Origin of the sequence: Enterovibrio gelatinilyticus (genome assembly GCF_028683095.1) — a bacterium.
In the GTDB taxonomy this organism is placed as follows: Bacteria; Pseudomonadota; Gammaproteobacteria; order Enterobacterales; family Vibrionaceae; genus Enterovibrio; species Enterovibrio gelatinilyticus.
This window is the reverse complement of the sequence record NZ_JAJUBC010000021.1, coordinates 58,098-84,416: the sequence shown is the minus strand read 5'-3', so window position 1 is coordinate 84,416 and position 26,319 is coordinate 58,098. Positions and strand designations below refer to the sequence as shown.

The 26,319-nt window shown below is 47.5% G+C and carries 18 protein-coding genes; 4 read left to right on the top strand and 14 right to left on the bottom strand.

Features of this window, described 5'->3' with window-relative positions:
- Nucleotides 1-147: 147 nt before the first annotated feature.
- Together cspE and LRP50_RS17195 are read right to left on the bottom strand one after the other, a co-directional pair.
- Nucleotides 148-360 carry a transcription antiterminator/RNA stability regulator CspE gene (gene cspE, locus LRP50_RS17200; RefSeq protein WP_016958898.1) on the bottom strand — a complete coding sequence of 71 codons (213 nt, stop codon included), beginning with the start codon at nucleotides 358-360 and terminating at the stop codon, nucleotides 148-150.
- Nucleotides 361-692: 332 nt separating this feature from the next.
- Entirely contained in the window at nucleotides 693-2,783 is a 2,091-nt protein-coding gene (locus tag LRP50_RS17195) for a VIT and vWA domain-containing protein (protein ID WP_274165690.1), read from the bottom strand.
- Between the two features lie 407 nt (nucleotides 2,784-3,190).
- On the opposite strand from LRP50_RS17195, the gene LRP50_RS17190 reads away from it, so the two are divergent.
- Nucleotides 3,191-4,375 (top strand): TauD/TfdA family dioxygenase, encoded by a 1,185-nt coding sequence (locus LRP50_RS17190; RefSeq protein ID WP_274165689.1) that lies wholly within the window; start codon nucleotides 3,191-3,193, stop codon nucleotides 4,373-4,375.
- Between the two features lie 16 nt (nucleotides 4,376-4,391).
- Here the strand turns inward: LRP50_RS17190 and LRP50_RS17185 are convergent, their stop codons facing one another.
- The 5 genes from LRP50_RS17185 to LRP50_RS17165 all read right to left on the bottom strand — a co-directional run bounded on the left by LRP50_RS17185 (nucleotide 4,392) and on the right by LRP50_RS17165 (nucleotide 10,324).
- Nucleotides 4,392-5,402, bottom strand: coding sequence for a GlxA family transcriptional regulator (locus LRP50_RS17185; protein WP_274165688.1), 1,011 nt, complete (start codon nucleotides 5,400-5,402; stop codon nucleotides 4,392-4,394).
- A gap of 72 nt (nucleotides 5,403-5,474) precedes the next feature.
- Complete coding sequence (locus LRP50_RS17180; RefSeq protein ID WP_274165687.1) at nucleotides 5,475-7,160, bottom strand: BCCT family transporter; 1,686 nt, start codon at nucleotides 7,158-7,160, stop codon at nucleotides 5,475-5,477.
- 122 nt (nucleotides 7,161-7,282) lie between these two features.
- On the bottom strand, nucleotides 7,283-8,254 hold the full coding sequence (locus LRP50_RS17175; protein WP_274165686.1) for a 3-hydroxyacyl-CoA dehydrogenase NAD-binding domain-containing protein: 972 nt from the start codon (nucleotides 8,252-8,254) through the stop codon (nucleotides 7,283-7,285).
- A gap of 7 nt (nucleotides 8,255-8,261) precedes the next feature.
- Nucleotides 8,262-9,152 (bottom strand): beta-keto acid cleavage family enzyme, encoded by an 891-nt coding sequence (locus tag LRP50_RS17170; RefSeq protein ID WP_274165685.1) that lies wholly within the window; start codon nucleotides 9,150-9,152, stop codon nucleotides 8,262-8,264.
- A 215-nt stretch (nucleotides 9,153-9,367) separates the two neighbouring features.
- Nucleotides 9,368-10,324 carry a GlxA family transcriptional regulator gene (locus LRP50_RS17165; RefSeq protein ID WP_274165684.1) on the bottom strand — a complete coding sequence of 319 codons (957 nt, stop codon included), beginning with the start codon at nucleotides 10,322-10,324 and terminating at the stop codon, nucleotides 9,368-9,370.
- 127 nt (nucleotides 10,325-10,451) lie between these two features.
- Here LRP50_RS17165 and LRP50_RS17160 point away from each other — a divergent pair, with 127 nt between their 5' ends.
- Nucleotides 10,452-10,943, top strand: coding sequence for a thioesterase family protein (locus LRP50_RS17160; RefSeq protein ID WP_274165683.1), 492 nt, complete (start codon nucleotides 10,452-10,454; stop codon nucleotides 10,941-10,943).
- Between the two features lie 50 nt (nucleotides 10,944-10,993).
- On the opposite strand, the gene LRP50_RS17155 is transcribed toward LRP50_RS17160, so the two are convergent.
- Nucleotides 10,994-11,725, bottom strand: coding sequence for a helix-turn-helix domain-containing protein (locus LRP50_RS17155; protein WP_274165682.1), 732 nt, complete (start codon nucleotides 11,723-11,725; stop codon nucleotides 10,994-10,996).
- 469 nt (nucleotides 11,726-12,194) lie between these two features.
- Between LRP50_RS17155 and LRP50_RS17150 the strand changes: the two genes are divergently transcribed.
- Entirely contained in the window at nucleotides 12,195-14,744 is a 2,550-nt protein-coding gene (locus LRP50_RS17150) for a calcium-binding protein (RefSeq protein ID WP_274165681.1), read from the top strand.
- Between the two features lie 105 nt (nucleotides 14,745-14,849).
- Here LRP50_RS17150 and LRP50_RS17145 read toward each other — a convergent pair whose 3' ends face one another.
- Together LRP50_RS17145 and LRP50_RS17140 are read right to left on the bottom strand one after the other, a co-directional pair.
- A complete protein-coding gene (locus tag LRP50_RS17145; protein WP_274165680.1) occupies nucleotides 14,850-15,893 on the bottom strand; it encodes a GMP reductase in 1,044 nt (347 codons plus the stop codon).
- Nucleotides 15,894-16,297: 404 nt separating this feature from the next.
- Entirely contained in the window at nucleotides 16,298-18,442 is a 2,145-nt protein-coding gene (locus LRP50_RS17140; RefSeq protein WP_274165679.1) for a glycoside hydrolase family 19 protein, read from the bottom strand.
- Nucleotides 18,443-18,994: 552 nt separating this feature from the next.
- Here LRP50_RS17140 and LRP50_RS17135 point away from each other — a divergent pair.
- Nucleotides 18,995-19,696 (top strand): DNA alkylation repair protein, encoded by a 702-nt coding sequence (locus LRP50_RS17135; protein ID WP_274165678.1) that lies wholly within the window; start codon nucleotides 18,995-18,997, stop codon nucleotides 19,694-19,696.
- Nucleotides 19,697-19,709: 13 nt separating this feature from the next.
- On the opposite strand, the gene LRP50_RS17130 is transcribed toward LRP50_RS17135, so the two are convergent.
- The 4 genes from LRP50_RS17130 to LRP50_RS17115 all read right to left on the bottom strand — a co-directional run bounded on the left by LRP50_RS17130 (nucleotide 19,710) and on the right by LRP50_RS17115 (nucleotide 25,620).
- Nucleotides 19,710-19,958: a hypothetical protein gene (locus LRP50_RS17130; protein ID WP_274165677.1), complete on the bottom strand. Its 249-nt coding sequence runs from the start codon at nucleotides 19,956-19,958 to the stop codon at nucleotides 19,710-19,712.
- A gap of 196 nt (nucleotides 19,959-20,154) precedes the next feature.
- Nucleotides 20,155-21,288: a carboxynorspermidine decarboxylase gene (gene nspC, locus LRP50_RS17125; protein ID WP_274165708.1), complete on the bottom strand. Its 1,134-nt coding sequence runs from the start codon at nucleotides 21,286-21,288 to the stop codon at nucleotides 20,155-20,157.
- 91 nt (nucleotides 21,289-21,379) lie between these two features.
- A complete protein-coding gene (locus tag LRP50_RS17120) occupies nucleotides 21,380-22,624 on the bottom strand; it encodes a carboxynorspermidine synthase (protein ID WP_274165676.1) in 1,245 nt (414 codons plus the stop codon).
- A gap of 89 nt (nucleotides 22,625-22,713) precedes the next feature.
- Entirely contained in the window at nucleotides 22,714-25,620 is a 2,907-nt protein-coding gene (locus tag LRP50_RS17115; RefSeq protein ID WP_274165675.1) for a pyridoxal phosphate-dependent class III aminotransferase, read from the bottom strand.
- Nucleotides 25,621-26,319 lie beyond the last annotated feature (699 nt).

Sequence of the window (26,319 nt, the reverse complement as noted above, 5' to 3'; positions counted from 1 at the left end):
TAACAGTATCTAACTAGGGAGTATTGAAGAAATAGTTGAGCTAAGAGAGAGTGCGGTGCTTTTTGAGGGTGTAGCGAGGAGGTAACTCAGATGGCGCAGATAAAAAAGTAGCGCAAATGGTAAAACCATTTGCGCCGACTTTCGAAATTATAGAGCTACTACGTTAGCAGCTTGTGGGCCTTTTTGGCCTTGCTCAACTTCGAAAGATACTTTTTGGCCTTCAGAAAGAGTTTTGAAACCCTCAGAAGCGATTGCACGGAAGTGAACGAATACGTCAGCACCGCCGTTGTCTTGAGTGATGAAACCGAAACCTTTATCTTCGTTAAACCACTTTACTAGACCAGTTGTTTTGTTAGACATTTTGTGTCCCTTATATTTAATTCAAAAAATATTCGCATTAATGCGATGCACTGTGCTGGAATTATTTAATGTGACGATGAAGCTAAGGGAAACACAGAGAACTACAACTAGTGACGAAATCTGAGGTTTTACTTTTACTTTACGCTTTATTAATAACTCTGACTTACAGAGCGAGGGCAATATTACGCTAGTCAGGGCCATTGTAAAGACTTATTTTGATTTCGATGGAAGAAAAAAACATGCCAGTTCTTAATCAAGAATACTCTTTGTTGGTGACGTCACAAATGAAACAGGACCCTCGCTCGAGCGCCCTGTTTCTGTACAAAATGCCACTATCGCTTGTTAGCTAACCCCCATCGCCCAAACATCCCCAGTCCTAGCAACATAAACACCATCCAGCTCATGCTGCCACCACTGCTTCCACCGCCACTACGCGAATGGGTTGGTGCAGGTTGGGTGAACATTGGCTGACTTGTGTCGGCTTGGGTAGGTTGAACATTCTGAGCTTGGCGCGTTTGTCGTGCTTGCTGTTCTTTCTGCACGCGTGCTTGGTTATTTCGATCAACACCAATCTGTTGGAATACATCTTCTTCAACCACCAGCAACGAGGTGTAGTCCGTCAATAAACCATACTCGACAGCGATGTCTTCTATCGCTTGTTCTTTGTCGGCATCTTTCTGCTCTAGGTAATCCATCTGCGCTTCAAGATCTCGAATCGCTGAGAATGCCCACATTCTCTCAAGTTCAGGGTTACGCAACGTTTTCTCTGGTAACGATACCTTGGTGGTATAACGACGCGTCTCGCCATTCACTTTCATGCTCAAAGTGACGTCGGCAGTGCCGGCTTTAAAGTAGTGGCCGAATACCGTCAGTTGCTCACCGCGATATAAGCTGCTGATAGCTTCTGGTGTCAGATCTTTTACCTTCACACCGTCGATATCCAATTGAATGTCGCGATACGCTTGATGCGTTAGTTTGCTAGAGATATTAAGCAAGTGCCCCATGATATCGTCAGCGTTCGAAACGGATGTAGCAACACCATTTGATAACTTGGTCATCGGCACCAATAGTGGAGTGTTCGCACTGTTACCCATAATGAAGGTAAACAAGCGGACATCGTATTTCTCCATCATTTGGAAAAACTTTCGCTTCTCCGTCACCCCAACATTCGCGACACCATCGGTCACCAGCACAATACCTGTTGGACGGTCGGCATCCAGTTTACGCACCGCTGCACCTAAACCTTCATAGAGGTTGGTGCCGTTACTCGGCTGCATGGCAGAGATTTCACTCAAGGCTTTTTCCACGTTTTCCTTGTTGGCTGACAGAAAGCCGTTGGTAAGGTCATACGTTGTGTTATCAAACATCACAACACGAAAACGGTCTTGCTGTGGCAGTTTGTTCAGCCCCTGTCGAACCCCTTCTGCCAAAGTATTATATTTGCCAGACATCGATCCTGATTTGTCTAATACGAAGACCCAATCACGCCCTTGAGTAACGGGGCCCAAATCATCACCGGGCGTAAAGGTAAGTTTCACCGTGCCGCGCTTTGATTCTTCAGGGTTACGGTACGCAACCATGTCCAAACGACCAGGTAACCCGTCTTGTAGACGCCAGTAAACCACAATGTCTTGATCCAACCTGTACGCGGGTGCAGAAGGTGATGCTGTCACGCCTTCCTCTTCAACCGCGCCTGACGCTTGGTTCGCTACTTGCGCCTTCCAAATCGTGTGCTCACCTAATGCTTCTTGTGTAAGTGCTGCGTTAGGGTGCGAAGGCAAACGCACACCATCAACGGGATACGCAGATTTCAACGTGACGTTAAACGAGAAATCCTGCTCGACCGCATCATTACGGGTCCAAAAGCTGTCTCGCGCTTCATCAACACCGCCCTCTTCCATGGGATACACGTAACGGCCAATGCCATGGTCAATTAACGCATCTTGCAGATAAACCAGCTTCACCTTCACACTCTGCTGAGGCTGAACAGGAAAGACACGCATCTCAAACGTTTTGTATCCGTCTTTTTCAGTCAATGCCGTCGCATTGCCTTGTGCTTTTTGCTCTTCATAGATCTTTTTCGCTTTGTCTTTCGCCACCGATTCGGCAATCACTGGCGTGCCGTTTATCCAGTAGATAAATTCGCCCACCACGGCTTCTTGCGGCACAGGGAACGAGTAACGTGCTTCAAGGATTTGGTCATTCGGGTTATGGAAGGTTTGTTCGATGGACGTCGTTGCGTAGCCATCTTCTATGACGACATCTACCTTATGGGTTTCAATGTTGAGGTCTTGATGTTGGCTGTTTATCGGTTTTAATAAACCGCTCGCCATTGCGGCAGGTGCAAACCAGCCAAATACAAACGTGAGAAATACCATTCCCCACGTCGTGAATCTTTGCGTCATTTGCTGTTGGTTTAGCATCGTATGCCTCCATTGCGTGGCTTCTTTGAGATTCGTTCTCTCATGTGCAGGAAGGGAAGGCTTGCGTTCATCGCGCCTTTAACTCTCTGCGTTTTCAGAAGCTTGCAACAAGACAGTGCCAATAAAAAGCGGCACGCATGAAGTGACAATATACGTAACGGTACGTCGCATCATGTGACACCTTCTCACCGAAACGTCGTGTTGGTGGGCGTTGGCAGTTACTTTTTCGCAGACGTTATTGGCTTATAGATTGGCTGAACGTTGTCAACGATAAAACTGCCCATGAAAACATGTCGGATTGGTGCAAAATGATGTCGACTGGGTATCACGAAAATCCTGAATCCTCGTAATAAGATGACTCAACGCATCACCCTCTTTTTTATTGGGATATTTACGGGGAAAGCACGATGACAGTCGCCGATACGCACACAGAAATTGCATCCTTTACGCCTTATCCAATCAAACATCTTCCTGTTCGTGTTGATTTAGGCAGCGAGTCGCTTTTGATCGAATGGGATAATGGGCATGAGAGTGAATACCACTACCTGTGGTTAAGGGACAATTGCCATTGTGCAGAATGCATCGCCTCGCTCACTCGGGAGCAAGTCTTTGAGATTTGTGATGTCCCCGAAACCATTAAACCGCAAGAAGCCTATCTCTCTGAAGACAACAGACTTGTCATCGAGTGGGATCACGCTGATCACAGCAGCCAATATCATCCCGGTTGGTTATTCAGCCATTGTTACAGCGAAAGCGCACTTGCCGCCAAGCAATGGCAACCGAAAGTGTGGGACAAAGAGGCCATAAACCAGTTCCTACCCACTAACACTTACCTCAACATCATGCAAAGTGATCGACACCTTTTGGCGTGGCTAAAGAATTTAAGGGACTATGGAATCGCGCTGATTAAAAACGTAGATACCGAGCCAAACACCCTCATTCATGTCGCAAATCGCATCTCTTTTATCAGAGAAACTAACTTTGGCACCATTTTTAATGTGCAAGCGAAAGCGGATGCAAATAGCTCGGCGTATACCGATTTACGTTTACCTCTGCATACCGATTTACCCACACGAGAACTCCAGCCCGGTCTGCAGTTTTTACATTGTTTAATCAATGATGCTGCCGGCGGAGAGTCCATTTTGGTCGATGGCTTTAAAATAGCCGAACACATGCGCGAGCATTATCCCGAAGAGTTTAAGAGCCTATCCAGCATACCGATGGCCTTTTACAACAAGGACAAACACAGTGATTATCGCTTTCGCGGTAAAGCCATTGTGGTTGATGAAAATGATCAGGTTGTTGAAGTTCGCCTTGCTAATTTTCTCAGGGGCCCCATTGATGTGCCCGCACACCAAACCCTCGCCCTGTATAAAGCATATCGCTGTTTTATTCGGTTAACCCGAGAGGAAGAGTTTCAGTTTTTCCATCGCCTTAATGGCGGTGACCTGATCGTCTTTGATAACCGCCGCGTCTTACACGCACGCAATGCGTTTGACCTAAAAACAGGCTCAAGACACTTACAAGGCTGCTATATCGACAGAGATGAACTCTTATCTCGAATAAGGGTGCTTGAAAGGGACGCGCTTTAATTTCGCCGAGATTCAATTATTGAATACCCGAGCGGTATTGGCTGGCCGTCGTGCCATAAAGTGCACGATAACGACGGCTAAAATGGGCGGTAGAGCTAAAGCCACACGCTAAGGCGATATCCGCGATGCTGAGCCCAGAGTCAGACAACAGATACCGCGCGTGCTCCACTCGCATTTGCACATAATACGCAGACGGAGAACAGGCTAAATATTGTAAGAACAGCCTTTCCAGATGCCTAACAGAAATAGCTAGGTGGTCAGCCAAATCCGATGTGGCTAAGGGGGTTTCAATATTAGCAGCCATTAACGCTAAGGCTTTTACCATTTTAGGGTGGTGTAATTTGAGCTTTTCGGCTTGGCTGGCTCTTTGATGGTCAGTTTGGTTTCTCGCAGCACTTTTAATTAATTGCTCGCACACAAGGATCGCGAGTTCTGGCTCAAAATAGGCGTCGATTAAATACAACATCATGTCGGTTGCGGCGGTGCCACCGGCACAGGTAACGCGCTTACCCTGAATTTCAAATAGCTCGTCACTGATTTCAAGCTCAGGATAACGCTCTTGAAAACAAGGCTTCGCTTCCCAATGCAAGGTGATTGGATAGCCTTCTAATAGCTTGGCTTTGGCGAGCAAGTAACAGCCCGTATCAAGCGCACCGATCATGAAACCAAGCCGATGTAGCTCTCGCAGCCATTTTATAGATGTCTCTGACGCGTGTTTTTCTGGATGGAAACTGGCATTCACAAAAAGGTTACGAGGTTTTTCACTGGCATGTATTGATAAGGAGTCTTGCAACGCTAAACCATTGCTGGCTAAAACGGGCTCCCCATCTTCACTAAAACATTGCCAACGAAATAAGGTTTTGCCGGCCAAACGGTTTGCTATTCGTAAAGGTTCAATCGCAGAGAGCAGTGACACCATGGCATATTCAGGTAACAGTAAAAAAGAGAGGGTGAAAACCCCGTCATCATCGGCAATTAGTGGTTTTTGCACCTTTAGGATAGAGGGCTGGGATGATGAGGATAGCATCGAGTCTCCTGCAAAAAATACGGCCAACTTATTTCAGCCGTATCTTCATAGCTTAGCCATTAAACAAAAATATTATTCGTCTTTGACTAACGGTGTTTCATTATCACCATCGGTTCCTTTCCCCAAACCACTAACGTCGTTGAAGAGCGATTTAAGCACACCGAGCGTCATCAGAATAATCACCAAGCTAAGAGGCAAAGCCGCTGCAATATTGGCGGTTTGCAGCGCGCTCAACCCCCCTGCGACTAACAGGGCTGCAGCAACTAACCCAACAACAACCCCCCAAAAAACGCGGAATGTTTTTGGCGGATCTTCATTCCCTAAAGACAAAATGGTCGTTAACACGACGATGCCTGAGTCCGAAGAGGTGACGAACCAACTCATGAGAAGAAAAACCATCATGGCAGACACGATCCAACCGAGAGCACCGTTACCAAAGATCCCATCAGCGTTAGCGAATAACGCTTCAGGCAAGTTCCACGCATTAACAAGATCAATGATCCCCGCAGTGCCAACTCCAGAACTGGCTGTCAGCTCTTGATAAAGTGCGGTTCCACCAAAGATACCTAGCCACACGAAGATGATAGTTGTCGGCACGAGAAGCACACCAATCACAAATTCTCTTAAGGTTCGACCTCGAGAAATTCGCGCAATAAACAATCCAACAAAGGGTGCCCACGCTAACCACCAGCCCCAGTAAAAAACAGTCCAGCCGTTTTGCCAATTCGCTGGGCCTTCTTCTTCCGGAAACCAAAGTCCCATTTGAATAAAGTTTGCGAGATAATCCCCAACTGCAGAACCAAAAGCACCTAATACCCAGCCTGTTGGCCCACCAAACAAAAACAGCGCAACGACAATAATAGAAACAATAATATTCCACTGAGAAATGATTCTGATACCGCGGCCCACCCCAGACAGAGCGGATAAAATGGAAATGATCGTAATTAAAGCAATCAGGGTAAGTTGAGTCGAGATACCTGGGTCAATACCAAACAGCCTTTCAAGCCCGACGGACATCTGGCTGACACCCAATCCCAGTGAGGTTGCAACACCAAAAACGCACCCTAGCACACCGAAAATATCGACCATGTGTCCGATGGGTCCATAAATACGATCGCCAATGAATGGATAGAGTGCGGAGCGCAGTGCTAATGGCAATTTTTTACGATAAGCAAAGTAGGCCAATGACATACCGACAATCACATAGACTGCCCAGCCATGAAAACCCCAATGAAAGAAAGTGACTCTCAGCGCATCTACTGCGCGATCGTAGCCAATGGCCTCGGCGCCCGCCATGTCGGCATAGGGATTATTCGGATAACCAAATGCCCCGCTGTTATCGAGGTAGAAGATCGGCTCAGCAACGCCAAAGAATAAAATACCAATACCGATACCCGCTGAAAAAAGCATCGAAAACCACGCGAAGTTGGTAAAATCCGGCCTGCTATCATCATCGCCTAAACGCACGCTACCGAATCGACTAAACACGATAAAAACACAAACCGCGATTAAGAAAACGATGGTCACCATGTAATACCAACCAAACGTCACTTCAATCCAAGAACGAACACTGCCAAATATCTCACCCGCAAATTCCGTGTTCACTCCCGTAAAAAACACGAACACGAGTACCATCAGAGACGAAGATATCGTCATCCCCTTATGCATACCTTTAAATGGTCCTGATGGGGCAAGCTTTTCAGCTTTAAACATCCTAGTCTCTGCGGCTTCAAAGCCTTCTTGAGGAGTAGACGACATCAGCAAATCCTCCTTTGCTATGATTTTGAGTGAGTGAGCTTTCTTTCTCGCTTTACAATTTCATTTCCACCTCTTTTAGACCCATGCCAAACCGCCACTCCGAACGTTAATACTTCAAACACTTAACGCTTTATCCCTTTTTCTTGGCGATACTCGTTGAGCGTTTGCATAATTCGAATAAGGCAATCATCGCGCTCTTGCACCAATTCATCAATGGACGCACCATTGGCTTGCGTCAAGCAACCCGCCACCATGTCATCTTTCAATTCTTGTGTAAGTTTTGGCGCTTTCAGACGTGTCCATGGTTCTTCTAACGCATCCTCAAAGTGATCCAATAAATGCGCCATCCCCCCTTGCCCGCCGCCTAAATGGAAGGTTAAACAGTGCCCCATAATGGCCCAACGCAAACCCGGCCCATAGGCAATTGCTTTATCGATATCTTCGACGGAGCATTCTTTGTTTGCCACCATATGGAGGGCTTCACGCCATAGCGCTTCTTGTAAGCGGTTACCAATAAAGCCCGGCAGTTCTTTGTCCATTTTGGCGACTTGTTTTTCCGTGGCCTCGTAAAACGCAGCGGTCCAATCAACCACCTCTTGGCTGGTTCTTTCTCCACCACAGACTTCACAGAAAGGCACGAGATAAGGCGGGTTAAAGGGATGACCGACCACAAACCTATCTGGCTGAGCTTCAAGCTCACGAGCCATATCAGTCATGGCAAACCCTGAGGTGCTGGAGATAATCACCACATCAGCGGGTACGATGCGATCAAGTTCTGCGAATAAACTACGCTTGGCATCCATTCGCTCTGGCGTACTTTCTTGAATAACTTCAACCTGATTAGCAAGAGATTCTAAGGAATCAACAAAACGCAATTTGTCTTTGCTTGCGCCTTCTCTCAAGCCCAGCTTTTCGATGGTGGGCCAAATATTGTCGACCATGGTTAGAAGCTTTTCTTTTGCATTAGGGCCGGGGTCATACGCGACCACCTCCATGCCCATGCGAAGGAAATGCAAGGCCCAAGCACCACCAATAACACCCGTGCCAATGACACCCACCTTTGAAACTTGTTCCGGATTCGGACGCGCCATCATCAACCTCCTATTGCGTGCCACGAAGTCGCAATTTTTCACGAGCTTCAGTTGGGCTTAAAACACGCGCCCCCATGTTTTCGATAAGATTGACGGCGCGTTCTACCAATTGGCCATTTGTCGCCAACACGCCTTTTTCGAGATACAAATTGTCTTCTAAGCCCACTCGAACATGACCCCCTAACAAGGCTGACTGCGCCGCCCATGGCAACTGGTTACGACCCAACGCAAACGCTGTCCATTGGCTGTGATTTGGCAACATATCCACCATGCCTTTCAATAGCGTAAAGTCCGGTGGTGCCCCCCAAGGAATGCCCTGACACAGCTGGAACATGGCGTTGTCATCAAGCAAGCCTTCTTTCATCATTTGCAGAGCAAACCAAAGATTTCCCGTATCGAAAATTTCCAGTTCGACAGTGACACCAAGCTCTTTAATACGTGCAGCGCCACGCCTAAGCATGTCTGGCGTTGAGACATACACAAGGTTGTTATCTCCGAAATTTACTGAGCCGCAATCGAGGGTACAGATTTCAGGTTTGAGCGCTTCAATGTGAACAAGACGCTCAAGACCACCCACAAGATCCGTTTCTGGACAAAAGGCAGTGGGATTTTCTTCCGGCCCGATATAGAGATCGCCCCCCATGCCCGCCGTCAGGTTAATCACAACGTCACAATTCGACGCGTGCAAACGCTCACAGACCTCGGCGTACAATTCGACGCGTCTCGATCCTTGTTTTGTTTCTGGGTCTCGAACATGAATATGCGCAATTGCAGCACCTGCATTCCATGCTTCTATCGCTGAATTGGCAATTTGTTCTGGTGTGATCGGCACATTTGGATTTTTGTCCGCGGTATCCCCAGCACCATTAATGGCGCAAGTAATAATGACGTCTTGATTCATCGTAAGGGCTCTTTTTTTAGTTAAATAAAAACAAGAGGCTGGCTAGGCATGCCTCGTTCTCTTTATTGCGCACCCTCAGAGTTACACGTTAGAAACGGACGTTTTTGCCTAAACCCGATGCTTACCAACCTAAAAAAGACGCAAATGAAGGCATGTCGCAAAATAGGCATGGCTATCTATTTCCGACATGTTGACTCACGCGTGTTGCCTAGAATCTATCTTTCTCGGCTAGGGCGTTTGGAGAATTGCTCTTGATAACAGCGGGTGAAATGGGAGAGGGAAACAAAGCCACAGGCTGTCGCCACCGACGTGACGCTGTCGTTGGTTTGTTGCAGCATCCAACGGGCTTTCTCTAGCCTAAGTTGACGATAAAACGCTTTTGGCGTTTGTGCCAAGTGCCGTTTAAATAGACGTTCTAACTCCCTATCGGAAATGCCAATCACCTCAGCCAACTCTGCAATTAACAGCGGCTCTTCGATGTTTTTCTCCATTAGTTGAACGGCTTCGATAAGGTGAGGATTGCGGCTATCTAAGCGGATTTGTAAGGAGCGACGCTGAGGTTCACTGTGTTCTCTCTGGTGGGTATAAACAAGTTCATCCGCCACGAGGGTTGCCAGCTCCTGCCCATGCTGTGTTCTGATCAGATAGAGCATCATATCCAATCCAGATAAGGCCCCAGGGCAAGAAAAACGTTTTCTGTCGATGACCAGCAACTCTTGAACAAGCGTTACATTAGGGAAAGCCTCCTGCGTCGTTTCATGGTTTTCCCAGTGCATGGTTGCACGATAACCATCCAAGATCCCAGCAGCGGCTGCAATATAAGTGCCCGTATCCTGACACCCTATATCGGCCCCAAAGTGACTCTGCTGACGAATAAAACCTAACAAGGCCGGTGTATTCACCAAATCAGGATCACTGCCAGAGCAAATTATTAATGTTTCACATTTTTCAACGGCATCAAGGTGGGTATGCGTCATTATCTCAATGCTGTCGCTACTTGAGATAAGCCCCCCGCTTTCTGAGATAAGTTGCCACTCGTATAACGCTTCACCCTGCGTGCGATTAGCATGACGCAAAGGGTCTAACATGGCGGTTAGCCCAAACAAAGAGAAGCCCGGCAACAACAGGAAATGAATCTTTTGTATTTTCGACCTAGAAGGATCACCAAACACCTTTCGTCTCCTCATTCCACTAACACGTCGAAAAAAATCAAGTTCTATACGATTTTGATCAAAGGTACTGTCCTTTTATGCCTAGCATAGAAGCCAACCATAAGATTTGCGTGAGCAAGGAGTAAAAATGCCAAACCAAGCGGATAGGATCCTGTTATTCGAAAGTCCTGTTTTACCAGAATGGATTGATTATAACGGGCACATGAATGATGCCTATTATGTGGTGGCGTTCAGTCAGGCAATTGATGCCTTTATGCTGCGTATTGGTCTGGATAAAGCGTTTAGAGAAGCGCAATGCGTTTCCATCTATACCCTACAAAGCATGGTGACTTACCAAAAAGAAGTCGCCGAAGCCGAGCCCATTCTTATCCAGGGGCAATTGTTAGAAAGTGATAACAAGAAGCTAAGACTGTTTCTGACCATGTATCACGCGCAAACGCATGACGAATTAGCCACCATGGAAACTTTGCTCTTACACGTGGACATGCAAGCACATAGGGCTGCGCCTTTTTTAGCCCAGACCCAAGCATTGGTTGACGAAATACAAGTCGCCCATCACTTACTGGAAACACCGACCAATGCGGGGAGCGCCATCGCGATTAAGCGCCCAAAATCTTAGCGTTAATTGATATGAAGTGTAGAACGATGAGTGGCGTGATTTTTGTTTCGCTATTCGTATTCATCGAAAAGCGGGAACGTCCAGCGACGCATCGCAACCACCATTGAGGTGCCATGGCGTTCTTGCATCGTTAAATCCGTATCTTGGTTACATGAATCATAAAACTCACTCACCAGACGTTGAATACGTTGCTGAAATTTGTAGTTTGTCGGCAACGACATCAGCCCCGTAGACATTACGAGTTTCTCTTCCTCTCCCGCAAAGCGAGATTGGAAGAACGCGCTGATCACTTGTTGCTGGAAAAACTGTTGGATAGGCCCTCCAGCAACCCATGAAAATGAGGGCGAAATTTTGAGTTTAATGCGATTCTCGGGTTGAAGCTCAATCAGATTCAAGCGGTCTAAATGCGCCATTTTCTGGATCAATACGGTTTCAGGTAGGCTGTATTGCTCAAGGATTTGATCAAAGCGATACCCATTCGTGATACATACAGCCACCAACAGCAAAGCTTTGTCAGCCACCAATTCTTCTTCTTGCTGCCACGTTAATGTGGTTAAGCTTTGGCTGTCTTTTGAGGCGAGTTTAAATAACTCCGCCATTTCCATATCGACCAGTTTGCACACGGCACTGAGGCGTTCCAAACTCAAACTGCCTCCATTAGCAAAAAGCCGCTTTACAGACCCTTCACTGAGATCAAGCACTTCAGCAATATCTTGGTAGTTGACACCTCTGGCTTTTAGCTGCTTTTTCAACGCCTGAATAACCTGATCACATTCAGCCATTTAACGCTCCTTGTTAGACCCTATTTCATTCTGAAGTGACACTATACCACTAAGTGTCCTCGCAAAAATTCCAAGCCAAGCCCTTACACCCAAGTGTTAGCCATGACCTCCTCGCTCAGAAATGGGAATTTCGCATTATTTTCATACTGACAGTATCTGCACATCCAAACCTGTGTAAAAAAGAGTAAAACGACAATACAAAACCACACTAACCCTTTGAAAATCAACATTCACGTACATAAAAGCCTAATATTCATTAGTTCTGAATGAATTCAATGCCGCGAGGAGACTAAGTCTTTTATCAGTCTTCACTCCCGACCTGCATTAGGTATTTCTAATTTTAAGCCCTCGCCCTAAATTCCCTCACCTTGTGTGTGTGAATCCCCTACCGTAACATCATCGCAACACACCTGCGGCCATCACTTACTGCGTCGTTAGAGGTAGTAAAAGACAAGACTAAGGACGGACTATGACCAATATAATCAACGGTACAAATGGCGACGACATCATAATTGCGACTGATGATGCCGAAATCATCTATGGCCACGATGGTGACGACTTCATTCGTGCTGACGGTGGCGCAGACACAATTTATGGTGGAGCCGGTAACGACACACTTATTGGTGGGAAAGACGGTGATGAATTACATGGCGGTGAGGGAGACGATCATCTTCGCGGTGGATTAGATGTCGATTACCTCTACGGCGACGAAGGGAATGATCGGCTTGAAGGCTTCGATGGCGATGACTTTCTATACGGCGGCAGCGGTAACGACTTTCTCTATGGTCAAGATGGTGTGGATGAGCTTTACGGTGGTGATGGTGATGACCGCTTGTTTGGTGGTAATGGCGACGACCTCATTTATGGTGGCAATGATAATGACATTCTATTCGGCGATGACGGTAACGACATATTAAACGGCGAAGAAGGTAATGATGTGCTTTGGGGTGGCGAAGGCAATGACACCCAAAATGGCGGCACTGGCGATGATTACATGTCAGGTCAGAATGGCGACGACCTTCTGCATGGCGATGAAGGCAATGACACACTACTAGGTGGCGATGGCGCCGACACCATGTATGGCGACGATGGAGATGACATGTTGTTTGGCCAAGCAGGTGACGATTACCTGAACGGCGGTGAAGGTAACGACAAACTTGAAGGCTTTACTGGCGAAGACACGCTGATCGGCGGAGCTGGTGATGATGACCTTTGGGCTGGTGATGACAACGATATTATTGACGGCGGTGACGGTAACGACACGATTTCTGGCGGTTGTCACGACGACGATATTGAAGGCGGCGCGGGCAATGACATCATTTATGGTGATTCTCCAAACTTGTTAGTTAACGGCAACTTTGAAGCTTGGGGCAGTAACGCCGGGAATGAATGGGCCTTACTCGACGAAACAGAACTGGTTGGATGGCACTCGTCCAACGGCAGTACCGTAGAAATGCAACAAGGCTCGTTTATCGGCACGCCACACAATGCAGTGACAAATACTGTCATGGAAGTCGACCTTGCTGGTGAATCTATTGAACAGACTGTCAATGTTGCATACCTAACAACAAATAGTGATACCACTTTCAATCTTTCATTTGATTATGCCAGTCGAATTAAAGACGGAGATAATAAAACCAGTGGTTTTACTATCGACGTAACAGACCAAGACGGCAATGTCCTGTTTTCTAAGTCTATCAAAAATGAATTGAACATTGATATCTACCAAACGTTTGACGGTCAGGTAGCGATACCTCAAAGCACCTCATCCATCACAGTCAGCTTCAGTGGCCATGGCGCTGCAGATGGGTTTGGTGCACTGATTGATAATGTCACGCTGTATAACATCGATGACTGTGAAGGTGATGACGTCATTAATGGTGGCGCTGGTGCGGACGAAATCTACGGCAATGGTGGCAACGACACCCTTTCAGGCGGTATCGGCGCAGACTATATTGATGGTGGTCAAGGAGATGACGCTATCGATGGCGGTGATGACAATGACTACCTCCATGGAAATGGGGGCAATGACAACATAAACGGCGGTGCTGGCGACGACAAAATATTCGGCGACACTGGCGAAGACATGTTGCTCGGTGGTGACGGCGATGATCGCATCCACGGTGGTGGCGACAACGACATCATCAAAGGTGACAACGGCAACGACAACATTCAAGGCGGCCACGGCGATGATGGTATCTGGGGTGGTTATGGCGAGGACACCATCCAAGGCGGCTATGGCAACGACTATGGTGACGGCGGGTGGGGCAACGACATCATCAAAGGCAACCAAGGTGATGACAATTTCGCTGGTGCCAATGGCGATGACTGGATGTCGGGCGGTACTGGTAACGATAATTTACGCGGCGGCAATGGTAACGACCGTATGTTTGGGGGAGATGGCAACGACAACCTCAATGGCGGTGCCGATAACGACGAAATTGACGGCGGCGATGGTATGGACACAATCGTTGGTGGGACTGGTGATGACATTTTGCGTGGTGGGCTCGGCGACGATACGTTAAATGGCAATGAAGGAAATGATAGCGTTTGGGGTGGTGATGGCAACGACACTGTTTATGGTGGCGGTGGCGACGACATTCTCGGGGGCAATGCTGGGGACGATTACCTTGCCGGTCATGATGGAAATGATACTTTATGGGGCGGTTCAGGCAGTGATATCCTGATGGGTGGCCTTGGCAATGACAAATTGGCAGGCCAAGATGGCAGTGATCGCATCATGGGCCATAATGGTGACGATTACCTCATCGGCGGCACAGGCAAGGACGTTTTTGTTTTTCGCGACCGTGATGGTCATGACACCATTCAAGACTTCAATAGGTTCCAAGACACCATTGAAATCGATGCCTCTTTGATTACGCGTTTTTCTCAAGTCAATGCTGAACAAGTGGGCGCATCAACAGTGATTACCTTTGATGGCGACAATACAATCATTACACTCAAGCAGTTTAATGCAGACCATGTAACCGCAGATATCTTTGATTTCACCACAGTATAATTGAAACGCTAAAAACAATAATGCCACCCTAATGGGTGGCATTATTTTAACCAACCAACTTATAACTTATGGTTGTTTCAACAATTCTTATCTGCTTTTTCGGATTTATTCTTTACCGAACACGTTGTTTTCTTGTTCTTGAACGCGAATGAACGTGGTGCGTTTTGTGAGTTCTTTTAGTTGCGCAGCACCAACGTAAGTACAAGTAGAACGTACGCCGCCAAGAATGTCAGAAATAGTGTCATTCACTGTGCCGCGGAATGGAAGCAGCACGGTTTTACCTTCTGCCGCGCGGTATTTTGCAACGCCACCAGAGTGTTTCGCCATCGCGCTTTCAGAAGACATACCGTAGAACTTCATGAACTGCTTACCGTCTTGTTCAATCACTTCACCGCCGCTTTCTTCGTGGCCTGCTAGCATACCGCCAAGCATCACGAAATCAGCACCGCCACCAAAGGCTTTAGACACGTCACCCGCGCATGAACAACCACCGTCACCGATGATACGACCACCAAGGCCGTGCGCAGCATCCGCACATTCAATAATGGCAGAAAGTTGCGGGTAACCTACGCCCGTTTTCACACGAGTGGTACATACTGAACCTGGGCCAATACCCACTTTCACGATGTCTGCACCCGCAAGAATAAGCTCTTCAACCATGTCGCCAGTCACAACGTTACCTGCACTGATCACTTTGTCAGGGAATGCCGCACGTACACGCTCAACGTATTGAACAAGATGCTCAGAATAACCGTTAGCAATGTCGATGCAGATGAAGATCAACTCATCAGACAATGCCATGATATCTTTGGTTTTTTGAAAATCAGCGTCAGACGTACCGGTAGACACCATCACATTGTTTAGTGTCTTCACATCAGCATCAGCAACAAACGCCGCCCAGTCTTCAACGGTGTAATGCTTGTGAATTGCCGTCATACAACCATGCTCAGCAAGCACCTTGCCCATTTTGAATGAGCCGACTGAATCCATGTTCGCAGCAATAACTGGTACACCAGACCATTGACGACCACTGTGCTTGAATGTAAAATCGCGGGTTAATTCAACTTGAGAGCGGCTTTTTAGGGTAGAACGTTTCGGGCGAAACAGTACATCTTTGAAACCCAACTTCAAGTCTTGTTCGATACGCATGTGTCTTTTCCTTACTGATTAAGACGTTGCCCTTTCGGACATATGCTCATGAGACATTTCACTATTGGCAGATAGTGCAAACATTCACCAATGAGCAGGCACAAAAAAACCGGAGCGTTGGCAGACGCTCCGGTTTTCAGCATTATAGGAACAGAAATATTATTAACAAGACTGATATTAGTATTTTTTTTATGATACCTTTTATCAGATTACATCCTTGAAAAACTGTCCAAAACCACACTCCTCACTGCCGCACCTCGCTTCCAACCTATTGTTTTAAAAGCAATAAAAACCAACAACTCTTCAGTTGCAACTAATCTATTCGGCGTTCTTTGAACCTTGTTCTCAACAGACAAAGAAAAGGCCACGTAAAAACGCAGCCTTTATCGGTTATTTTTCCTAATTTAGATAACTTGCCAAGGCCCCCACTCTCCGCTGGCTGTAGGGTCATCACCCTGAGTCCAATACTTCGCTTGGTAAGTCACGCCATTTATCGTCACTTGATCACCGCCGCCGTAGACTGCTGTTGCATTCCAAGTCGAGTCACCCGGTGTAGGATCTGGCGTTGGGTCTGGTGTCGGTGTTGGCTCAGGATCTGGTGTTGGTGTTGGTGTTGGATCGGGATTTGGTGTCACATCGCCGCCACAACTGCTGTCGCTCGTTTCAGTCCAAACGCCCCACGGTCCTGTCGTGCCAGGTTCTTTACCTTGAGTCCACCAGCCAGCTTTCCACGTTTTTCCAGCATGGCTAACAACGTCGCCGGTGTTATAGGTCGATGTTGAATCCCAAGCAGTTACAACACATACGCTATCACTGGTTACTTCAACCGTGCGCAAAACAGAGACTGACTGGTTGGCACTATCTGCCACTGAATAGGTCAAGGTATACGTGCCGACAGTCGCTGTATCGACTTGTCCCATAACCTTAATGGCAGATGTAAGGTCACCGTCTTCAGTATCACTGGCAGACACACCACTCAGCGCATTAAACGCTGCACCAACTTTGATGCTGGCATTGTCAGTGCCCACGAACACAGGCTTATCGCTGAACACTTCTACCGTGCGGTTAGCTGTCGTGACGTTATTATCGGCATCTGTCACCGAGTACACTAAACCTGTGGTGCCCAAACGGGTTGTATCAACAGCGCCTTCAACAACGATGCTCGCTGTCAAACTACCGTCTTCTTTGTCACTGGCACTCACGCCGTCCAAAGGATTAAACGCTGCGTTTTGACGTACGCTCGTGTTATCAACTCCATTGAAAACAGGCTTACCCGTGACAGGACCCGCATCATCAATCACTCTCACGCTCGGATAGCCCTGATGCGAACCATATTTATTGGTGACACATGCTTCATAGTCACCCGGGACGAGCGCAGAATACGCGGTTTGATAACCCACCAACTTACATTGGAAAGAAACGGGGAAACCTGGGGTGTAAGTGTAATCCTGCTCCCAATTGGTATAGAGCACATCCGTCGCGCCATTGAGGTTCAAGCTACCGTATGGCGTTTGTTGCCAACAGGTATTCGCTTCATCCGCTTCAATGGGGATTTGGTAGTGGGCAGCAAGGCCTTCCCAATAACGAATTCGGTTTACTGGCTGGCCTTTGTCTTTGTTTTGCTCACCACATTCAATACCACCATTGATGATATTAATAGTGGTACCAAACCCATAACCAATACCTGCATCGGTCTCGCGCTGAGAAGGTGCCCATGTACGGTCGATAACATGCAACATGGCGGGTTTTGGTGCTTGAGGCGTCAAAAAGAACCAAATTGCAGACGCTAGGTTTAACCATGAATCCGCGACAAGCGCAGGATTGTTCAGTAATACGGTGGCATCGCCATCGAACATGACTTCAGAGAAAGGGCCATAGTTAAAATGGTAGGAAAGCTGTTTAGCACCACGACCGAAATAGCCTTGACCCGCTGCACAAGGCCAACGCGCGTTTTGCCAATCGGTTTGCCCACACCCGGTCGTATAACCTTCCTGACCTTCGGACCACCCCATCTCACGGACATGCACCAGAGCCTGCTGCCATTCTTCCAACGCTAAAGGGTTATCCCAAACATTATCAACGGCAATGTGTCCGCCGGTTTCTTGAGAAAAGTGAGCAAAAGCAGTAATGATGGATTTCTTACAGATAGCATCGGCATCACGACCATCAGTGTAATCGCCACAGAATGCCGGGAACTTACCTATCGCTTTAAGAAAACGCGTGTAGGTATACTCAGGAGCGGCCATTTGCGTCAGGAATTGCCAATCTGATGATGTGAATACCCTTTCAGCACGTTTTACATTATCCGGGTTAGATGCCAACCCTGAATCAATGGCATCTACGACTGCATTTGATTCCGTCCTAAGCGCTTGCGCCCATACGTCATACATAGGGTCTGTCACTTTCATTGATTCTGCGGCCTGAACTTCTGAACGCAACAAAACGTATCCCCCAGGATTATCTGGGTCTGGTTGTGGGTTCATTGTCACGCCCGCTTGAGCGAGGAAGCTAGCACTAAAAATAGCACTGGCCAGTACTGAATGTTTCATCGTTAATGTTCCTTATCGAAAATTTGATTCAGTGTGTACACTGGTTTAACCAATTAACGCTGCGGGATCTGTGCCTTACTCAACCTTGTACCTTTGCCCAACGCCACCGACGAAATATGCGATACGGTGTCGTGACTGTTTTTGTGATTGAAAAGGAGAAGTGGCGACTATTTTTGCCTCACAGCCAAACCAATATATTCACTGTGGGAATGTGAAAATGAGAGCCAAATGCCAGTAGCCCCACCCGAAAGGTTTAACATGATGGGTTTCCGAGTCACATCAATATGTTATGCAACAGAACGTGTGAAATAACTGCTAAAAAACTGCCGATACCAATGAAAATCACAGGCTGTATAGATGCAACAAACAACAAGTGCCAACCGCAAACGCATAGATTATTCATATGTGTTAACGTATTTTCTCTCACTGCGATGAACCCACATATCTCGCTAACAACGCCTGCTAGCATCTTTGGCATTTACCCAATCAGCCTGAAGATGTTCGATTCAGGTTGTTTGGGTATATTGCCGCTTTTATAAAGAAAGGAATGCCATGAACGATGTCGCATCCATTATTGAATCGCTAAGAAGCCAAGGCGATCCAAAATCCGCCCAGAGTTCCGCGCGTTTTTTTAAATCAGGGCCAGGGGAATATGGAGAAGGCGACAAGTTTATTGGCGTACGAGTACCCGCTCTTCGACATGCAGTCAAACTCCACCGAGCAGCAACTCTTGATACCATCGCGCAACTGCTTGCCAGTGAGTGGCATGAAATACGCTTGTTTGCAGTAATACTGTTATCAGAGCAATTTAAGAAAGCGAACACTGCTGACAGAGAAACGATCTACCATTTCTACTTGTCCCACTCTCATCGCATCAACAATTGGGATTTAGTCGACAGCTCTGCACACCATATCGTGGGTGGCTATTTAGCTGATAAAGATCGTTCCATACTCTATGAACTAGCAGACTCGACATCCCTATGGGAACGCCGCATTGCCATGATGGCAACCTTTACCTTTATTCGCCTCAACCAGTTTGATGACACAATTGCACTTGCAGAAAAGTTGCTGTTTGACAAAGAAGACTTGATCCACAAGGTTTGCGGTTGGATGTTGCGTGACGTCGGAAATCGAGACGTGGCTCTATTGCGAAGCTTTCTCAACACTCATATCGCAGATATACCAAGAACTATGCTGCGATATGCGATCGAAAAACTAGATAGCGAGGAGAGAAAACATTTTCTCTCCCTTTAAGTGAAGGACGCCGCTAAATACTTCTTAGCGATTGGATCTCTTCATCGATGATATAGCCTTTACTGCTGACTATCTTTTCCAGCACTTCCACACGGGATCTCAGCGTATCCAGTTCCTTCTGATATGCGTGATTTAGGCCCGTCGTTTTTTGATGGTTAATCTCAAATTCGCGTAATTGTGCACGATAAACAAAGTAACTACGCAACGTTTTCGCCGCTAACGCGACAGCAACGGTGGCAAACACAAACAAGAACACATCCATATTCTTTCCTCCATCCATGGTCACCGACTTTATAAGGGAGTTAGGGGAATTGCGCTATTGAGTAGAAGAAATGCTAGGAGTTACATCATATATATGAATAAAAAGAGCGCACTTGGCGCTCACTTTTGATATTTATTTGACGAATAACAGACGGTTAAATCGCTACTCCTTGCCGCTGATCTTCGCTCATAGCAGGCTACGACACAGCCCATTGCGACAGAGTACGCTTGAAATCTTGGTAATCAAATTCATTCAACAACTGCACTTCCCCGTTGCTGCGTTGGCAATAGATGGATGGCATTCTCAACCCATTGAACCAGTTCAGCTTCACCATGGTGTAACCTGCGCTATCGGAAATATGTAGACGTTGACCAATCTGCAACGGTTCATCAAAGTTTGCCACACAGAATTGGTCACCCGCTAAACATGAACAACTGCCAATCACATACGTGTGTTCGCCGCTTTCAGTTGCTTCCTCAATCGATGCTGGTTCGTTGTAGATCAGCGTGTCTAGGCGATGCGCCTCCGTCGCGCTATCTACAATGGCGGTTTGCATGTCGTTTTCGACAATATCGACCACAGTGACAACAAGATCCGTCGTCTGGGTGATAATGGCTTCACCCGGCTCAAGATACAGCTGCACGCCGTGTCGCTCGCTGAATGTTTTTAGCGCAGACGCGAGTTTTTCAACGTCATACCCTGGCCATGTGAAGAACACTCCGCCGCCCAAGCTCACCCACTCTAGCGAGTCGAGATAAGTGCCAAACTGATCCGAAATGGCATCCAATAACCCAATGAATGCATCCACATCTTTGTTTTCGCAGTTCATGTGGAACATTACACCATCTAGCGATGCAAACACCTCAGGGTCAATCTTGTCAGCATGCACACCCAAACGCGAAAACTGACGCGCAGGATCCGCAAGATCTTGTCCGGCATAGCTCACGCCTGGATTCAGCCGAAGGCCGAGCGACGCTTTGCCTTCCACTAAGTGGCGGTGTGCTTTCAGTTGAGACTGACTATTAAAAATCAGCTTGTCACAAATATCCGCAACCTCACGCACGTCATCTTCGCTATAGCCAACGCTATACGCATGGGTTTCGCCGCCAAACGTTTCGTGACCAAGCTTCACTTCAAACGGGCCGCTGCTCGTGGTGCCATCAAGATAAGGCTTGATGATGTCAAACACGCCCCACGTAGAAAAGCATTTCAGCGCCAGAACCAGTTTCACACCGGACAAGGCTTTCAGGCGCTTTGCAATCTCGAGATTACGGATCAGTTTGTCTTCATCAATCAGAAAGTACGGGGTCTTTAACTGCGATGGGGTCAATTGCGATGTTTTCATTGGCGATGCATTCATTACTTTTCTCACAAAAAGCCTGCGACGTTCATTCGAACTATCGCAGGCTTTATCAGCAAACTTACTTCAGGGTATTGATGGTTGGCGCTTGAGGCTCAAGCTCTTCGACACCCCAATCGAGGCCAATTGAAGGCATTAACTCAAGGAATGGGTCTGGGTCCAGCTGTTCCATATTGAACACACCTTTTCCGTTCCATGCGCCTTTGAAGTAAAGCAATGCGGCAGTGATCGCAGGAACGCCAGTGGTGTACGCAATGGCCTGATGCTCAACATCTTTGTAAGCCACTTCATGGTCAGCATTGTTGTAGATGAACACGCTGCGTGCTTTACCGTCTTTCGTGCCTTGTACCCACGTACCGATACAGGTTTTACCTGTGTAACCAGGTGCGAGCGACGTTGGGTCTGGCAGTAGTGCTTTCAGCACTTTTAGCGGCTCGACCACTGTACCGTCTTGCAGAGTGACAGCCTCTGGGCTCAACAGGCCGATGTCGCGCATGCAGTTGAAGTAGTTCAAGTAGGCATCGCCAAAGCCCATCCAAAACTCGATGCGTTTTGCAGGGATGAACTCTTTCATTGAACGCACTTCATCGTGCGCCATGGAATAGACTTTATGGCTGCCCACCAGCGGGAATTCAAATTCCATCATACGGGCATGACACGCCACTTGTTTCCACTCGCCATTCTCCCAGTAGAAAGAATCGCCTTGGATTTCTAGCATGTTGGTTTCAGGGTCAAAGTTGGTCGCGAACTTCTTACCATGGTCGCCGGCATTCACATCCATCACATCAATGGTGTCGATCTCGTCAAACAGGTGCTTCACTGCGTATGCTGCAAACACACTCACCACACCCGGATCAAAGCCCGCACCAAGAATACCCGTAATACCCGCTTCTTCAAATTTCTCGCGGTAGCCCCACTGCCAATCGTAGGCTTGTGGCACTTGCTGACCTTCAGAGCAAAGGTCAACAGCGACTGACGTATCAAGGTAAGAGGTTTTTGCTTGGTAACACGCTTCCATGATTGCCATGTTTACCCATGGAGGCCCCGCATTTATCACCAAGTCCGGTTTCACGTCTTGGATCAGCGCAACAAGCGCGTCTACATCATCGGCGTCAACAGCGCGTGATTCGAGCTTTAGGCTTGGATCTTTTAAGTTATTACGCCCTTTGATCGATGCAATGATCGCATCACATTTTACCACCGTGCGCGATGCGATTGTTATGTCGCCCAATACGTCATTGTTCTGTGCCGCTTTGTGCGCAATCACCCAACCAACACCGCCCGCACCAATCTGTAAAATTGCCATGTTCTTAATTCCTTATAAGACAAATAGTCTTGAAAACAGTGCGATGCCTTTGCCTATCAGCAATGAAGCAAAGACATCAAACTCAATATTTAACCCTGAACTTGCTTAACCGCATCGTCAGCAAGGCTCTCCAATTCATTCAACAAGCTATCGAAGTCGCTTAGCTTCAAGCATGGATTAAGAAGCGTGAACTTAAGTGCCACATTTCCATCAACCACGGTTTCGCCAACCACTGCGCGCCCTTTGACCAGAGCATCTAATCGGATTTGCTTGTTGAGGTAGTCAAGGTCGAGACCTTGATTCACACCCACATATCTAAACAGAACCGTTGATAAACACGGTGCTGCCAGTAGTTCAAATTGAGATCGGTTGTTGACCATGTCAGCCACAAGCTGCGTTTGATTAAGCAAGTGATCAACCATAGAACCGAGCGCTTGAGGCCCAACATTCTGCAACGTCATCCACAGCTTGAGCGCGTCGAAGCGGCGTGTTGTCGCGATAGACTTATCGACCAAGTTTGGCAGAACGTCTTCTTCACGGTTGAGGTAGTCTGCATGGTGGCGAATATACCCAAAGTGGTTTTTATCTTTGAGGATCACAGCGCCACAGCTGATCGGCTGGAAGAACATCTTGTGGAAGTCGATAGTTAACGAGTCAGCACGTTCGATGCCTTCCAAACGTGCGTGGTGTCTGCTGAGTATTAACGCACCGCCGTAGGCCGCATCAACGTGCATCCATAGGCCGTGTTTTTCTGCAAGCATCGCTACATCGTCCAGATCGTCAATCGCACCATGGTCTGTGGTACCTGCCGTGCCAGTGATGGCAAACGGGATTAATCCCTCGGCTTTCAACGCAGCCAATGTTGCATCGGCAGATTCAATGTCCATGGTGCCGTCGCTATAGGTATCAACACAGATGACAGCATGCTCGCCAAGGCCTAACAAGGACGCAGATTTTTGCATGGTGAAGTGCGAGTTCTTCGAGGTGATGAGACGCAGTTTATCTGCGTATTCTGGCAAGCCATCTTTTTGAACATCACTACCCGAGAGCTTTTCAATGGCGTAGTCACGCGCCATCAATAGACCCATCAAGTTGCTTTGTGTGCCACCACTCGTGAACACACCGTCTGCTTTGTCATCAAACCCAAAGCGCTGGCATAACCAATCCGTCACTTCTTGTTCGACGAAGGTCGCTGCACTTGCTTGATCCCACGAGTCCATCGACTGGTTCAGCGCAGTAATAAAGGCTTCCGCGGCAACAGCAGGGATCAGCGGTGGCGTGTGAAGGTGGGCAATACAATGAGGATGCTGAACGATGATCGAATTCTTCGCGATCAGATCGCTGGTTTCTTCGATTACGTCATCTAACGACTGCGGCGTTTCACCCAAATTCGCATGGCGGATTTGCGACGCCAACACAGTAGGATCTAAGCCGCTGTATGGCGATTCCGAGTTTTCGAAGATCTTCTTCAACGCTTGGGTGGTGGCGTTCATCGCCGCTTCAAAGCTCTCTGCGCCATCTTTGCCCGTATGGATAAAGTGATCACGCCAGTTTTGCTGAAGAGTATCGGCAGGCTGCACAGCTTGCGTTGGCTCAACGAGCGATTCAATCGCGTCTTGCAAAGACTTGAGTGCAAAGTCGATTTGCTCGAACGTAATAATGATGGGTGGTAAGAAACGAAGCACCGATCCTTCACGCCCGCCCTTCTCAATAATTAAACCACGTTCTAACGCAGCGCGTTGAATAGCGACTGTCAGCTCGGGCGCAGAAAGCGGTTCGCCAAATTTGTTTTTGCCACCCTCAGGGTCACAAATCTCAACGCCTAGCATTAGACCTTTGCCACGCACTTCTGCAATACAACTGGTTGTTGATGCGATCTTTTCAAGCCCACGGCGAAGGTAATCACCCGTGATTTTGGCTTTGTTCGCAAGGTTATCGCGGCGAATAATCTCCATTGTTTTCGCACCAGATACCATCGCGAGCTGGTTGCCACGGAAGGTACCGGTATGCTCGCCTGGCAACCAAGTATCTATCTCTTTATCAAACACCAGTAGCGACATGGGTAGACCGCCACCAACGGCTTTCGATAGACACAAGATATCTGGCGTAACGCCGGATTCTTCAAAAGCAAAATGCTCGCCAGTTTTGCCAATGCCACACTGAATTTCATCAAAGATAAGCAAAATGCCGTTTTCTTCGGTAATACGGCGCAGTTCTTGTAGCCAAAATGCAGGGGCTGGAATCACACCGCCTTCGCCTTGTACTGGTTCAACAATAATAGCCGCAGGTTTTTGAACGCCACTTTCGTCGTCAGCCAACATACGCTCAATATAGCGAAGCCCTTGGCGCGCGCCTTGCTCACCTTGAAGACCAAACGGACAACGCAAATCATAAGGGAATGGTAAAAAGTGCACATCGGCCATCAGGCCTTGGCGACGAGATTTAGTACCTAGATTGCCCATCAGCGCCATGGTGCCATTTGTCATACCGTGATAAGCACCGTGGAAGGCGGCAATGGTATTTCTGCCGGTGGTTTGCTTCGCCAATTTGATAGCAGCTTCAACAGCATCAGCACCAGAAGGGCCACAAAACTGCACCTTGGTATTGTCAGAGAAATCTTGCGGAAGGAAGGCCATCAATTCACGAATGAAATGGTCTTTAGCAGGGGTCGTGATATCAAGTGTTTGATACGGAATACCCGCATTCAACTGCTCAATCACTGCCTGATTAATTTCTGGGTGGTTATAGCCAAGTGTTAACGTTCCTGCTCCAGCAAGGCAATCCAGATAAGTTTGACCGCGGGTGTCTTCAACCATCGCGCCAGAGGCTTTCGCAATGGCAAGTGGTAATCGACGAGGATAAGAGCGAACCTCGGATTCGTAGTGCTCCTGACTCAGCAACAGCTCATCAGGTGTAAGATCGTGTAGCCCACTCAAAACAGGTACGTTTTGGGCTGTGTTTGTGTCTTGAATATTATTGTTGGTAAAGCTAATCATTATTTTTGATCTTCCATGTTCCACTTCCAACATTCAGTTTGAATGACGACCACAACCCCCCAGCACGGCGTAAGTGCATGAAAATGCGGTTATTATCAGAATGTAGGTAGCGCACACCCCCGAATTCATCGGGAAATACCCGCGACAAATGCATCATGCATAGTCATCGGAAACCAAAGTGTGTATTGAAGCGCGGATTCTAGAACGCAAAGCGGCACGATCAGATCGTGAAAAAAGCTCAAGCGTTAGGAGTGCGCCTCAATGGAACGGAATGTTCAAGGCTCAGTAATGATACTGCAGTTGGGTAAGACGAAGCTGAAATGTGTGTATGACTTAATCACAGTTGGGTTCCTCAATATGCCCCAGACCTTCTGGATTGCATTATCAATGCCCTTCTACTGGAGAGTTGTCCCCAGTACCTACGGTGCGACAACAAGACTCAAAAAAGCCGTGCCACGTGTGTCTCGAAAAGCGCGATGTTCGAGATTGTTGCGAAAAATAACAAAGCTACTTTTTGAACACAAGTGAATTTTGTAACCAAGAGCAAAAAAAATACACATAAAAGCAACAAGGTGCACTTTCGGGAGCAGTTTTCTTGATGAGTATCGCCGGTGCTTTGGCTACAGCTTATGACTCTCGCAAAGCAACCCATTGATACTTCTTCATTCCAGGGTTCATCGACGCGAGAGCATGGCTGGG

Bases quoted from the DNA above. Each gene is read 5' to 3' on its own strand.
- LRP50_RS17185 (WP_274165688.1), bottom strand. From the start codon at position 5,402: ATGCTATCCTCATCATCCCAGCCCTCTATCCTAAAGGTGCAAAAACCA.
- LRP50_RS17140 (WP_274165679.1), bottom strand. From the start codon at position 18,442: ATGAAACATTCAGTACTGGCCAGTGCTATTTTTAGTGCTAGCTTCCTC.
- LRP50_RS17175 (WP_274165686.1), bottom strand. From the start codon at position 8,254: ATGATGGCGCGTCCGAATCCGGAACAAGTTTCAAAGGTGGGTGTCATT.
- LRP50_RS17160 (WP_274165683.1), top strand. From the start codon at position 10,452: ATGCCAAACCAAGCGGATAGGATCCTGTTATTCGAAAGTCCTGTTTTA.
- LRP50_RS17195 (WP_274165690.1), bottom strand. From the start codon at position 2,783: ATGCTAAACCAACAGCAAATGACGCAAAGATTCACGACGTGGGGAATG.
- LRP50_RS17135 (WP_274165678.1), top strand. From the start codon at position 18,995: ATGAACGATGTCGCATCCATTATTGAATCGCTAAGAAGCCAAGGCGAT.
- LRP50_RS17150 (WP_274165681.1), top strand. From the start codon at position 12,195: ATGACCAATATAATCAACGGTACAAATGGCGACGACATCATAATTGCG.
- LRP50_RS17180 (WP_274165687.1), bottom strand. From the start codon at position 7,160: ATGTCGTCTACTCCTCAAGAAGGCTTTGAAGCCGCAGAGACTAGGATG.
- LRP50_RS17155 (WP_274165682.1), bottom strand. From the start codon at position 11,725: ATGGCTGAATGTGATCAGGTTATTCAGGCGTTGAAAAAGCAGCTAAAA.
- LRP50_RS17145 (WP_274165680.1), bottom strand. From the start codon at position 15,893: ATGCGTATCGAACAAGACTTGAAGTTGGGTTTCAAAGATGTACTGTTT.
- LRP50_RS17190 (WP_274165689.1), top strand. From the start codon at position 3,191: ATGACAGTCGCCGATACGCACACAGAAATTGCATCCTTTACGCCTTAT.
- LRP50_RS17115 (WP_274165675.1), bottom strand. From the start codon at position 25,620: ATGATTAGCTTTACCAACAATAATATTCAAGACACAAACACAGCCCAA.
- LRP50_RS17120 (WP_274165676.1), bottom strand. From the start codon at position 22,624: ATGGCAATTTTACAGATTGGTGCGGGCGGTGTTGGTTGGGTGATTGCG.
- LRP50_RS17130 (WP_274165677.1), bottom strand. From the start codon at position 19,958: ATGGATGTGTTCTTGTTTGTGTTTGCCACCGTTGCTGTCGCGTTAGCG.
- cspE (WP_016958898.1), bottom strand. From the start codon at position 360: ATGTCTAACAAAACAACTGGTCTAGTAAAGTGGTTTAACGAAGATAAA.
- LRP50_RS17170 (WP_274165685.1), bottom strand. From the start codon at position 9,152: ATGAATCAAGACGTCATTATTACTTGCGCCATTAATGGTGCTGGGGAT.